The sequence below is a fragment of the Pseudomonas sp. 8O genome, assembly GCF_902506495.1.
GTDB classification, from domain to species: domain Bacteria; phylum Pseudomonadota; class Gammaproteobacteria; order Pseudomonadales; family Pseudomonadaceae; genus Aquipseudomonas; species Aquipseudomonas chaetocerotis.
On the sequence record NZ_LR733265.1, the window covers coordinates 474,500 to 487,340 of the forward strand.

The window sequence follows — 12,841 nt, forward strand, 5'->3', positions numbered from 1 at the left end:
CCAGCGGCGTACTGCTTCGCGAGTACGCCCTACGATACCTCGCGCTGGCGACGCAGTTCGCGCTCGGCGATCCAGTGCTCGATCAGCTCACGCAGTTGCGACAGTTCCACCGGCTTGGACATATGGCCATCCATGCCCACAGCGCGTGCGCGCTCCTTGTGCTCGCTCAATATATGCGCAGTCAGCGCCACCACCGGCGTGCGCGGGCGCTTCTCGCTCTTCTCCCAGGCGCGCAATTGTTCGGTGGCGGAGAAGCCGTCGAGCACCGGCATTTCACAGTCCATCAGCACCAGGTCGTAGGGCTGCGCTTTCATCGCGCTGAGGGCTTCCTCGCCGTTGCTGGCAGTGTCCGGCTTGAGGTTGAGCTTGCCGAGCATGCCGCGAATCACCTTGGTCGAGATGCTGTTGTCTTCGGCGACCAGAATGCGGAAGTCGGCTGGCACGTTCAGCGGTGTACTGACCGGAGTTGGCGCTGCTTGGGCGGGGGTGTCGTTGGGGCGCTGGGCCAGCTCGTCGGCCAGGGTGGTCTTGAGTGTGTAGCCGGCCACCGGCTTGGCCAGGATGCGCTTGATCCCGGCGTTACGTGCGATCACCTTGCTCGGCGCGTTGCTGATGCCAGTGAGCATGATGATCAGAATGTCGTGGTTGAGGCTCGGGTCTTCCTTGATCTTGGCGGCCAGTTGCATGCCGGTCATGCCGGGCATGTCCTGATCGAGCAGCACCGCGTCGAAGTATTCGCGCATGTGCGCCTTGGTGCGCAGCAGGGCCAGGGCCTCCTTGCCGGAGGGCACGGCGCTGACCTGCATGCCCCAGGCGTTGCATTGCTGCATCAGCACCTTGCGGCAGGTGTCGTTGTCGTCCACCACCAGCAGACGCGCGCCCTGCAGCGGGCTATCCAGGTCGGCTTCCGGTTGTTCCAGACGGGCGGCGTCCAGCGGCAGGGTTAGCCATAGTGTGGTGCCCTGGTTGCCGCTGCCCTGGATGCCGAACTCGCCGCCCATCAGACGCACCAACTGGCGCGCGATGATCAGGCCGAGGCGCCCACCCAGGCGGGTGGCGGAGAGGAAGTCGCGGCTCTGCAGTTCGGCGTTGAGCAGGGCGTCGCGTTCTTCCGGTAGCAGCGGACGACCGCTGTCCTGTACGGCGACGCGCAGACGATGTTGGCCATCGCTGCTGTCCAGGGCGGCGACCAGCAGGATTTCGCCCTCGTCGGTCTGCTTGAAGGCATTGTCCAGCAGGCTCAGCAGGGCCTGGCGCAGGCGCGTTGGGTCACCGCTGATCACACGCGGTACCTGCGGCTGGATGAAGCTGATCAACTCCACGCGCTGTTGTTCGGCCTTGGCGCGGAAGATGTCGAGGCAGTCCTCGATTAGCGCGCCGAGGTCGAACTGCACATCGTCCAGCTCGATCTGCCCGGATTCTAGCTTGGAAATGTCGAGGATTTCGTTGATCAGGGTGAGCAGCTCGTTGCCCGAGCTGTGGATGGTCTGCACATAGTCACGCTGCTTGGCCGACAGCGGCGTGCCCAATAGAAGTTCGGTCATGCCCAGCACTCCGTTCATCGGCGTGCGGATCTCGTGGCTGATCTTGGCCAGGAACTCGGCCTTGGCCTTCAGCTCAGCGCTGCTGGCGGCCAGGGCGGTGCTTTCCTGCAGGGTATTGTGCTGGATCTGTCGCTGCCGCTCGGTCAGCGAAACGCTGAGGATCAGTCCGGCCAGGGTGGCGACACTGAACACGCCCAGCACCAGCCAGCCAGGATTGAGCTGATCGAAGCCCAGCAGCACCGGCACGAAGAAACCGAATCCCATGTTGAAGACCAGCATGCCCACGGTGATCAGGCGTGCCGGCTGATAACCGGAGCGCCAGTGCCGGCTGCTCACCAGCAGCAGATTGATTGCGCTCAGGGCCACCAGCAGGTAGACCAGCGAGCTGTACCAGAACAGCCCGGTGACGACGATGCACAGGGCGTAGGCCAGTACCAGCAGGGCATTGCCCTGCAGCAGGCGATTGAGTGGGCTGTGCTGCACGGGCGTGCCGTGCATGAAGCCCAGGCCAAAGGCCAGGACGCTGAAGGCGGCGAACAGTGCGGAGAGGTCGGCGACCAGTGACTGGTTATAGCCCAGGCTGGGCAGCCACTGGGCGAAGATTCCGAGATTGGCCGCCGAGCATACGGCCAGGCCGATGTTCACCCCTGCCAGCCATAGACCGCTGGCGCTGCGGCTGTAGATGAAGCGGATGAGGTTGTACAGGGTCAGCAGCAGCAGAGCGCCGAACAGCATGCCGTAGAGGTAGGCGGGCTTTTCCAGGCTGACCAGTTCTGCCTGATCCATCACCTTGAACCAGGTCATCAGCGGGTGGTTGGAGGTCAGGCGCACATAGGCGACGCGGGCCTGGCCGTCATTTGGCAACGGCATTAGATAGAAACGCGACGGCAGCGGTCGCGAATCCAGCGGCATGGCCTCGCCGGTGTGCAGGTTTTGCTCCAGCTGGCCGTCTCTCAGCAGGTAGTAATCGAGGTACTGCACCCGTGGTGAGAAGATCCACAGCCAGGCGGGCTGCTGCTGCGGTGCGAACTCGGCACGAAGCCAGACGGCGTGGTCACTGGGCGGGAAGGTGAAAGACTGCTTGCTGAGGGGCTTGAACTGCTGGCGCTGGGCGCGGACTTCTTCGAGACCCAGACGGGCGCTGGTGTCGACCAGATAGGACCAGCTGTGCGGGCCTGTCGGGGCTGAGTTCGCACTGGCTGTCAGCGCAAGGCTGAGAAACAGCATGCTGGCGAGTAGTCCGATGGCAATCCTGAGCCGGCGCACGGGCAAAATCCTTCTAAATGAGTGGCCGGATTATAGCCAAGCATCTGCTCGCGGGAACATGGTGCAGTCAGGCATTTTTAAGGCTTTTTGTTGGAAAAAGCCGCCTTTTTACCGGACTGCACCCTGTTTCTCGATACCTCAGAACCTGCTTCACGATTTCGCGAGCTAGAGCGATACAACACCGACGGTGGCCCCGCAAAAACAAGCGAGGACCGGTCGGAGTCGCGCTCGACTTTACAAGTTGTAAATGAGCAGCACTCGCTTCGCTCGCCCTCCGGGCTGCGCTTAAGCGCGTTAGCCGCAAGCGGCTTCCGACCGGGCTGGCGTTCCAGCTTGTTTTTAACGCAGTAGCGCCGACGCGCAGCAGATCGTGAACAGGTTCTAGTCTTCGCCGCGCTCGCGGGCGATCGCTCGATAGCCAATATCGTTACGGTGGAACATGCCGTTCCAGCGAATCTTCTCGGCCAGACGGTAGGCCTGCTGCTGGGCATCGGCAACGCTGGCGCCGATGGCGGTGGCGCAGAGTACGCGACCACCAGCGGTAACGATCTGGCCATCCTTCAGCGCGGTACCGGCGTGGAACACCTTGCCGTCGAGCTTGGCGGCTTCATCGAGGCCTTCGATCACATCGCCCTTGGCGTAGTCGCCCGGGTAACCACCGGCGGCCAGCACCACGCCCACGGTCGGACGCGGGTCCCAGGTCGCTTCGACCTTGTCCAGCGCCTTGGCCAGTGCGGCCTCGACCAGCAGCACCAGGGAGCTTTCCAGGCGGCACATGATCGGTTGGGTTTCCGGGTCGCCGAAGCGGCAGTTGAACTCGATGACCTTGGGCTTGCCAGCCTTGTCGATCATCAGACCTGCATAGAGGAAGCCGGTGTAGACGTTGCCTTCGCTGGCCATGCCGCGCACGGTCGGGTAGATCACCTCGTCCATCACGCGCTTGTGTACTTCGGCGGTGACTACCGGGGCTGGCGAGTAGGCGCCCATGCCGCCGGTATTCGGGCCGCTGTCACCGTCGCCGACGCGCTTGTGATCCTGGCTGGTGGCCATCGGCAGCACGTTCTCGCCGTCGACCATGACGATGAAACTGGCTTCTTCGCCGTCGAGGAACTCCTCGATCACCACGCGCGAACCGGCCTCACCGAAGGCGTTGCCAGCGAGCATATCGCGCACCGCGTCTTCGGCTTCCTGCAGGCTCATGGCGACGATCACGCCCTTGCCTGCGGCCAGGCCGTCGGCCTTGATCACGATCGGTGCGCCTTTCTCACGGAGGTAGGCCAGCGCCGGCTCGATCTCGGTGAAGTTCTGGTAGTCGGCGGTGGGGATCTTGTGGCGCGCAAGGAAATCCTTGGTGAACGCCTTGGAGCCTTCCAGCTGGGCGGCTGCGGCGGTGGGGCCGAAGATATCCAGCTTGCGGCTGCGGAACAGGTCGACCACGCCTTTGACCAGCGGCGCTTCCGGGCCGACGATGGTCAGTTGCACGTTCTTCTCGGCAAAGTCAGCCAACTGCTCGATGGCCAGTACGTCGATGGCGACGTTCTCGCACTTGGGCTCGACGGCTGTGCCGGCGTTACCCGGGGTGACGAAGATTTTCTCGACGCGCTTGTCCTGCGCCACTTTCCAGGCCAGGGCGTGTTCGCGACCGCCGCTGCCGATGATCAATACGTTCATATTTGTCTCCTTGTGGAGGCGGGCCGGTGGCCCGGTTGGTGGATAGAAAAAGCGCTATCCACCCTACGAATTCCGAGGTCGCGATGAAGCCGGTAGATGCTAGGCGCCCCGGGTTTCGACAAGCGGAGTTGCCTACTGGCAATGAGCATTGGCGGAACCCGGGGCAACAACGCAGATGCCGGTTTCAGTGCGGCCGATTTTAGTGCCTGAAGTGGCGCATGCCGGTAAACACCATGGCAATCCCGGCTTCGTCGGCGGCGGCGATCACTTCGTTGTCACGCATCGAGCCGCCCGGCTGGATCACGGCGGTGATACCGGCCTTGGCGGCGTTGTCGATGCCGTCGCGGAAGGGGAAGAAGGCGTCCGACGCCATCACCGCACCGGGCACCGGCAGGCCAGCGTGCTCGGCCTTGATGCCGGCGATGCGCGCGGAGTTGACGCGGCTCATCTGGCCGGCGCCGACACCCACGGTCTGACGGTTCTTGGCGTAGACGATGGCGTTGGATTTGACGAACTTGGCCACTTTCCAGGCGAAGATCAGGTCGTGGATTTCCTGCTCGCTCGGCGCGCGCTGGGTAACGATCTTCAGGTCGGACGCTGCGATCATGCCGATGTCGCGGCTCTGCACCAGCAGACCACCATTGACGCGTTTGAAGTCCCAACCCGCAGCGCGCTCGGCCGGCCATTCGCCGCATTCGAGCAGGCGCACGTTGGCTTTGGCGGCCACCACTTCACGGGCGGCGGCGCTGATTTTCGGGGCGATGATCACTTCGACGAACTGACGCTCGACGATGGCCTTCGCGGTTTCGCCATCCAGCTCGCGGTTGAAGGCGATGATGCCGCCGAACGCCGATTCGGTATCGGTGGCGTAGGCCAGGTCGTAGGCCTTGCGGATGCCGCCTTCGTCTTCCGGTACCACGGCCACGCCGCAGGGGTTGGCGTGCTTGACGATGACGCAGGCCGGCTTGACGAAGCTCTTCACGCATTCCAGCGCGGCGTCGGTGTCGGCCACGTTGTTGAACGACAGTTCCTTGCCCTGCAACTGGATTGCGGTGGAAACGCTGGCTTCGCCCTTCTTCGCTTCGACATAGAACGCCGCACTCTGGTGCGGGTTCTCGCCGTAGCGCATTTCCTGCGCCTTGACGAACTGGCTGTTGAAGGTGCGCGGGAAGGCGCCGCGACCTTCGGTGGACAGGGTGTCACGCGCCTGGTCGATGGTGCCCAGGTAGTTGGCGATCATGCCGTCGTAGGCCGCGGTGTGCTCGAAGGCCTTGAGGGCCAGGTCGAAGCGCTGGGCGTAGCTCAGGCCGCCGGCCTTGAGGGAGGCGACGATGCCGGCGTAATCGCCGGTGTTGACCACGATGGCGACGTCCTTGTGGTTCTTCGCCGCGCTGCGGACCATGGTCGGGCCGCCGATGTCGATATTCTCGATGGCGTCGGCCAGGTCGCAATCAGGCTTGGCCACGGTGGCTTCGAAGGGATAGAGGTTGACCGCCACCAGGTCGATCGGCTTGATGCCGTGCTCGTCCATCACCGCGCTGTCCAGCGCACGACGGCCGAGGATGCCGCCGTGAATCTTCGGGTGCAGGGTCTTGACGCGGCCGTCCATCATCTCCGGGAAGCCGGTGTAGTCGGCTACTTCCACTGCGGCTACGCCGTTGTCCTTGAGCAGCTTGTAGGTGCCGCCGGTGGAGAGAATCTCGACACCGAGGGCGGCCAGTTCGCGAGCGAATTCGAGGACACCGGTCTTGTCGGAAACGCTGATCAGCGCGCGGCGGACGGGCAGAAGGGTGGTCTGGTCGGTCATTTCACTATCCATCAGAGCGGGGATATCAGCAAAAAAGGCGGCTCATGCGGGCCGCCCTTTTCGGGAGTTCAGGGTTACAGCAGGTCGTACTGCTTGAGCTTCTTGCGCAGCGTACCGCGGTTCAGACCGAGCAGTTCGGAGGCCTTGGTCTGGTTACCTTTCACGTAATTCATGACGGTTTCCAGCAGTGGCGCTTCGACTTCGGTGAGCACCAGGTTGTACACGTCGGTGACGTCCGCGCCCTCGAGATGGGCGAAGTAATTGTGCAGCGCCTTCTCCACGGCGCCGCGCAGGGTCTGGCCCTCTTCGCTCGGCGTGTTCAGGTGCTGTTTAAGGCTGGTGTTGTCACTCACGGGTGCAATTCCACTCACTAGGGTCTCTGTCATCAACGTCATGCGGCCACCTCGTTTCCATCGTTGTGCCGTTCGCGGAAGAACGCGCGAACGTGGGCGCACTGTGCGTCCGTACTGTCCAGACGGTTGAATTGGGCGCGAAACTCCCTGGCGCCCGGCAGGGTTGCCAGATACCAGCCGACATGCTTGCGGGCGATACGCGTGCCCATCAATTCACCGTAGAAGGCGTGCAGTGCGGCCAGGTGTTCTAGCAGAATGCGTTCCACTTCGAGCAGGCTCGGTGCCGGCAGGGTTTCGCCGGTACTCAGGTAGTGCTCGATTTCACGGAAGATCCACGGCCGCCCTTGGGCGGCGCGACCAATGAGCAGCGCGTCGGCGCCAGTGGCGTCGAGCACGGCCTTGGCCTTCTGTGGAGAGTCGATGTCGCCATTGGCGAACACCGGAATCGATATCGCCTGCTTGATGGCGGCGATGGTGTCGTACTCGGCTTCGCCGGTATAAAGGTCGGCGCGGGTGCGGCCGTGTACGGACAGTGCAGCAATGCCGGCATCTTCGGCGATTTTCGCCACGGTAATGCCGTTCTTGTTCTGGCGGTCCCAGCCGGTGCGAATCTTCAGCGTCACCGGCACGTCCACCGCACCGACCACGGCAGCGAGGATTTCCCGTACCAGCGGCTCGTCGCGCAGCAGGGCGGAGCCGGCGGCCTTGTTGCAGACCTTCTTGGCCGGGCAGCCCATGTTGATGTCGATGATCTGTGCGCCCAACTCGACGTTCTTGCGCGCCGCGTCGGCCATCATCTGCGGATCACCACCGGCGATCTGTACCGAGCGCGGCTCGGGATCACCAGCGTGCAGCAAGCGCAGGCTGGACTTGCGGCTATTCCACAGGCGCACATCGCTGGTGACCATCTCCGACACCACCAGGCCGGCGCCGAGACGGCGACACAGCTGGCGGAACGGGCGATCGGTGACGCCGGCCATGGGGGCCAGGATCAACCGATTGGGCAATGTGTAAGGGCCAATACGTGGGGCCGACATGGGGCGTCCCTGCTTGTTGGTGCGCAGTTGAGACAAAGGGCGATCAACACCCGCCCTCCACTGTGTCCTCAGGGGAAACGGCGGTGGGTCGGTGCTCGCGAAAGGGTGGGCATGATACCCGCTCTGGATGACCGGATAAAGGTCGTTTTGAACAAATTCTGAACAGCTATGGGCTTATCGCCAGTAGTTAGATGGAAGGCCTGCGACCACGTGTCGCGCCGTCTCCAGGCTACTCGGGCGAGTGGAAGCTCAGGCTGTAGTTCACCGCGCGGGTGCCCGGATCAAGGATGTCCAGGGAGATGTGGATGGGCGTCTGCGGTGGCATCTCGCTCTGTCCGGCCAGCTCGCCGGCCAGGTACTCGCTGGGTTTGAAGCGACGACTGGCGACCAGTTGGCCACCCAGGTCAGCGAAGCGCATCTCCAGCAGTGGGAAGGGCTGGGCGAAGGAAGCGCGGTTATAAAGGATGGCGTCGACGATCAGGGCGCCGGAGAATTCCGGGTGGCTACGTACTACCAGGTTGCTGCTGCGAATCTGGCTGATGTCCACTTTCGATGGCAGGGTGCAGCCGATGTTCGGGCACAGTTGTTCGAACCAGGGACGATAGCGATCCTGGCGTGCCAGCTCATCGAAGTTGTAGGCAGCGTATTGTGCCAGCAGGCCGCCAGCTGCCAGCAGGTTGAGTAGCCCCCAGCCGAGCAGGCGCCCCCATGACGTGCCCTGTGGCTGGCGCCAGTCGAGTTGCAAGGGTTCGTCATCCAGTTCGAACAGACGCTCCTCGCGCAGGCCCGGCTCGTTGCGCACTGCCTTGGGCTCTTCACGCTCTGTGCGCAGATCTTCGTCCTGTTGCTCGTCATCGATATCACCCAGGCGCGGCTCAGCGGATTCGTCGAGGTCATTGGCGACGGGCTGTTGCGTGCGGGGTGTGGCGGGAGGGACGAATTCAATGGCAGCTTCGGGCTCAGGTGTAGCGGCGGGCTCCGGCTGCTCTTCGGTTGGTTGCAGCTCGAAGCTGTCGCGCTCGCGCTTGACTGGCTCGTCGCGCAGCAGGGCTTCGGCCCAGGCTTCGTCATGCGTGTCGTCGTGCTCGTCCGTTGCGCGGCTGGCGAAATTCTCGGCATAGCGCGGCGCCTGTTCCAGTGCGAGGAACTGCTGCGACAGCTGCTGTTCCTGCTCTTCCAGCCTGGCCAGTTCCTCATCGAGATCGAGGTTGTCGAGGTCGAGGTCGTCATGAATCCACAGGGTATCGTCGGCGGGATTGGACGCTGGCGACTTGGTGCGGGTGTCGGGTTGGGCCTTGACCGCAGTGCTTACCGTTTTGGCTATCGCTGGCGCAGGTGCGGCTGCACGGGGGCCGAACAGTTGCTCGGCGGCGTTGAACACGTGCAGGCAGGCACCGCAGCGTACTGCGCCATGGGCAGCAGCCAGCTGCGCCTGACTGACGCGGAAGCTGGTACGGCAATTGGGGCACTGGGTGACGTGGCTTTCGCTCATGCGCGGGTCCGGAAAATCCAAGCAGCTAGTCTAACGCAACGATTGCGCGCGGTTCAGCGCTTGACGCCGCTGATGCGCACCCAGCCGTCCTTGATGGCCGTCGGGTCGAGGTCGAAGGCGCCTGCGTAGGCGGCGCGGACTTCCTCGGCCTGCTCGGCGAGGATACCCGACAGCGCCAGGCGTCCACCGCCTTTGACCAGTGTGGTGATCTGAGGTGCCAGGGAAACCAGCGGGCCGGCGAGGATGTTGGCGACGACCACGTCGGCAGGCTGCTGCGGCAGGTCGGCAGGCAGGTACACCGGGAAGCGCGCCGGATCGATACCGTTGCGCGAGGCATTGTCGCGCGAGGCCTCCAGGGCTTGCGGGTCGATATCGGTACCCGCTGCCTGCGGGGCGCCGAGCAACAGTGCGGCGATGGCGAGGATGCCCGAGCCGCAACCGAAGTCGAGCACGCTGCAGTTGTCCAGCTTCTGGCCATCGAGCCATTCCAGGCACAGTGCGGTGGTCGGATGGGTGCCGGTGCCAAAGGCCAGGCCCGGATCGAGCAGCAGGTTGACCGCGTCCGGCTCCGGCGCGGCGTGCCAGCTTGGCACGATCCACAGGCGTTGGCCGAAGCGCATGGGCTGGAAGCCATCCATCCAGCTGCGCTCCCAGTCCTGATCCTCGATGCGTTCGACATGATGCTCCGGCAGCGCGCCGCCACACAGCAGCTGCAGGTGGGCGAGCAGGGCGGTTTCGTCGGTGTCGGCCTCGAACAGGGCCAGCAGGTGAGTATTCGACCACAGCGGCGTGGTGCCCAGATCCGGCTCGAAGATCGGCTGATCTTCGGCGTCCATGAAGGTTACCGATACGGCGCCGACTTCCAGCAGGGCATCCTCGTAGGTTTCTGCCTGCTCAGGAGTGATGGCGAGACGGACTTGTAACCAGGGCATGAGAAACCTCGAAAGCATGTGGAACGGTTTGGCCGCGCAGCTTACTTGAACGGATGGCCGGCCGGCCAGTTCGGCTATCGGCCGGAAACGACAAGGGCTGCCCGAGGGCAGCCCTTGTTTAGCACTTCAGTCATGACCTCGCGAGCTAGAGCGAGACAAGGCAAAAACGGTCGAGGGAGCGGAGCTTACATTTGTAAGTGAGCATTCCGAGGTCGTTTTTAACGCCGTATCGCCGACGCGCAGCTGGTCATTGGGCTCAGTGCTTGTCCATACCCAGTTTCTTTTCCAGGTAATGGATGTTCACGCCGCCTTTGACGAAACCCTTGTCGCGGGTCAGGTCGCGGTGCAGCGGCACGTTGGTCTTGATGCCATCGACCACGATCTCGTCCAGGGCATTGCGCATACGGGCCATGGCCTCGTCACGGTCCTTGCCGAAGGTGATCAGCTTGCCGATCAGCGAGTCGTAGTGCGGCGGAACGCTGTAGCCGCTGTACAGGTGAGAGTCGACGCGAACGCCATTGCCGCCCGGCGCATGGAAATGCTTGACCTTGCCGGGGCTGGGCATGAAGTTGTCCGGGTCTTCGGCGTTGATCCGGCACTCGACCGAGTGACCGAGGATCTTCACGTCTTCCTGCTTGATCGACAGCTTGTTGCCAGCGGCGATGCTGAGCATCTCCTTGACGATGTCGATACCCGTGACCATCTCGGTGACCGGGTGCTCCACCTGAACGCGGGTGTTCATCTCGATGAAGTAGAAGCGGCCGTCTTCATAGAGGAACTCGAAGGTGCCGGCGCCACGGTAGCCGATCTCGACACAGGCATCGACGCAGCGCTTGAGCACTTCGGCGCGGGCCTTCTCGTCGATCAGCGGGGCCGGAGCCTCTTCGATCACCTTCTGGTGACGGCGCTGCAGCGAGCAGTCACGGTCGTACAGGTGAATCGCGTTGCCCTGGCCGTCGGACAGCACCTGGACTTCGACGTGGCGCGGGTTGCCGAGGAATTTTTCCAGATAGACCACCGGGTTGCCAAATGCAGCACCGGCTTCGGTGCGGGTCAGCTTGGCCGATTTGATCAGGTCTTCTTCCTTGTGCACCACGCGCATGCCGCGACCACCGCCGCCGCCAGCGGCCTTGATGATCACCGGGTAGCCTACTTCACGGGCGATGCGCAGGGCTTCTTCCTCGTCTTCCGGCAGCGGGCCTTCGGAACCGGGAACCACTGGGACGCCGGTTTTGATCATGGCTTCCTTGGCCGATACCTTGTCGCCCATCAGGCGGATGGTGTCGGCTTTCGGGCCAATGAAGGCAAAACCGGAGTTCTCCACCTGTTCGGCGAAGTCGGCGTTCTCGGCGAGAAAGCCGTAGCCCGGGTGGATGCCCGTGGCACCGGTCAGTTCAGCTGCGCTGATGATCGCCGGGATGTTCAGGTAGGACTGAGCGCCGGCTGCCGGACCAATGCAGACGGACTCGTCGGCCAGGCCCAGGTGCATCAGTTCGCGGTCGGCGGTGGAGTGCACGGCCACCGTCTTGATGCCCAGCTCCTTGCAGGCGCGCAGGATACGCAGGGCGATTTCGCCACGGTTGGCGATAAGGACTTTTTCCAGCTTCTGCATTGCAGGCTCCCCGTGCATCAAACGATGGTGAACAGGGGTTGGTCGTACTCAACCGGCTGGCCGTTTTCCACCAGGATGGATTCGATCACACCGCTGGCTTCGGCTTCGATGTGGTTCATCATCTTCATCGCTTCGACGATGCAGAGGATATCGCCTTTCTTCACGGTCTGACCGACTTCGACGAAGTTGCCCGAGGTCGGCGAGGCGGCGCGATAGAAGGTGCCAACCATCGGCGAACGCGCCACGGTGCCGTTCAGTTTCGGTGCGGCGGCCGGGGCGGCTTCAGCGCCCGGAGCGGCTGCGGCGACAGGCGCCGCGATCGGAGCCGGTGCCGGTGCGTACATCGGCTGCGGGGCATAGGCCGGTTGTTTGCTGTGACGGCTGATGCGCACGGACTCTTCGCCCTCTTTGATCTCCAGCTCGTCGATACCGGACTCTTCCAGCAGCTCGATCAGTTTCTTGACTTTACGGATATCCATGAATGGTCAACTCCCAGAGGTGAGGTAGGACTTGTCTACCAGGCTACGCGTCAGGCGCGCCCGGTCAGTTGTTCGAGTGCCGCTTCCAGGGCCAGCCGATAACCGCTGGCGCCAAGGCCGCAGATCACCCCGACTGCAACGTCGGAAAAGTAGGAGTGATGGCGGAAAGGTTCACGCTTGTGCACGTTGGACAGGTGCACTTCGATGAATGGGATGCTCACTGCCAGCAATGCGTCACGTAATGCGACGCTTGTATGGGTAAAAGCGGCAGGATTGATCAGGATGAAGTCGACACCTTCACCCTTTGCGGCGTGAATGCGGTCGATCAGTTCGTACTCGGCATTGCTTTGCAGGTACAGCAGATGATGGCCCGCCTCGCGTGCGCGGCGTTCCAGATCCTGATTGATCTCGGCGAGGGTGGTGGCACCGTATTTGTCGGGCTCGCGGGTACCCAGCAGATTCAGATTGGGGCCGTGCAGCACCAGTAGGGTGGCCATGGTCGCGTTCCTTGTTGTTCAGGCTGCGCAGGACTATGCCGCAGCTGCGCGATGTCAGCAATAGTCGACACGATGCCTGCTGTTTACGGCAGAAATATGACTATAGCGCTGGTTTTGGTCGTTGCCAGGACATTTGCAGCGTGCGGGCGAT

At 63.0% G+C, this 12,841-nt stretch carries 10 protein-coding genes; all 10 read right to left on the minus strand.

Annotated features, from left to right (window positions below):
- Nucleotides 1-29: 29 nt before the first annotated feature.
- Nucleotides 30-2,810, minus strand: coding sequence for a hybrid sensor histidine kinase/response regulator (locus GV002_RS15735; RefSeq protein WP_178094709.1), 2,781 nt, complete (start codon nucleotides 2,808-2,810; stop codon nucleotides 30-32).
- Nucleotides 2,811-3,191: 381 nt separating this feature from the next.
- Entirely contained in the window at nucleotides 3,192-4,481 is a 1,290-nt protein-coding gene (gene purD, locus GV002_RS15740) for a phosphoribosylamine--glycine ligase (RefSeq protein ID WP_160019297.1), read from the minus strand.
- Between the two features lie 199 nt (nucleotides 4,482-4,680).
- Nucleotides 4,681-6,288, minus strand: coding sequence for a bifunctional phosphoribosylaminoimidazolecarboxamide formyltransferase/IMP cyclohydrolase (gene purH, locus GV002_RS15745; protein WP_160019298.1), 1,608 nt, complete (start codon nucleotides 6,286-6,288; stop codon nucleotides 4,681-4,683).
- Nucleotides 6,289-6,362: 74 nt separating this feature from the next.
- Nucleotides 6,363-6,683 carry a DNA-binding transcriptional regulator Fis gene (gene fis / locus GV002_RS15750; protein ID WP_026088753.1) on the minus strand — a complete coding sequence of 107 codons (321 nt, stop codon included), beginning with the start codon at nucleotides 6,681-6,683 and terminating at the stop codon, nucleotides 6,363-6,365.
- Nucleotides 6,680-7,678: a tRNA dihydrouridine synthase DusB gene (dusB, locus tag GV002_RS15755; protein ID WP_160019299.1), complete on the minus strand. Its 999-nt coding sequence runs from the start codon at nucleotides 7,676-7,678 to the stop codon at nucleotides 6,680-6,682. Before dusB ends, fis begins: the two co-directional genes overlap by 4 nt.
- A 229-nt stretch (nucleotides 7,679-7,907) precedes the next feature.
- Nucleotides 7,908-9,170, minus strand: a complete 1,263-nt coding sequence (locus GV002_RS15760) for a DUF3426 domain-containing protein (protein WP_160019300.1) — start codon at nucleotides 9,168-9,170, stop codon at nucleotides 7,908-7,910.
- A 53-nt stretch (nucleotides 9,171-9,223) separates the two neighbouring features.
- Nucleotides 9,224-10,102, minus strand: a complete 879-nt coding sequence (gene prmA / locus GV002_RS15765; RefSeq protein WP_160019301.1) for a 50S ribosomal protein L11 methyltransferase — start codon at nucleotides 10,100-10,102, stop codon at nucleotides 9,224-9,226.
- A gap of 256 nt (nucleotides 10,103-10,358) precedes the next feature.
- On the minus strand, nucleotides 10,359-11,714 hold the full coding sequence (gene accC, locus GV002_RS15770; RefSeq protein ID WP_160019302.1) for an acetyl-CoA carboxylase biotin carboxylase subunit: 1,356 nt from the start codon (nucleotides 11,712-11,714) through the stop codon (nucleotides 10,359-10,361).
- 17 nt (nucleotides 11,715-11,731) lie between these two features.
- Nucleotides 11,732-12,193 (minus strand): acetyl-CoA carboxylase biotin carboxyl carrier protein, encoded by a 462-nt coding sequence (gene accB / locus GV002_RS15775; protein WP_074913864.1) that lies wholly within the window; start codon nucleotides 12,191-12,193, stop codon nucleotides 11,732-11,734.
- A 50-nt stretch (nucleotides 12,194-12,243) separates the two neighbouring features.
- On the minus strand, nucleotides 12,244-12,690 hold the full coding sequence (gene aroQ / locus GV002_RS15780) for a type II 3-dehydroquinate dehydratase (RefSeq protein WP_104727239.1): 447 nt from the start codon (nucleotides 12,688-12,690) through the stop codon (nucleotides 12,244-12,246).
- Nucleotides 12,691-12,841: the final 151 nt, after the last annotated feature.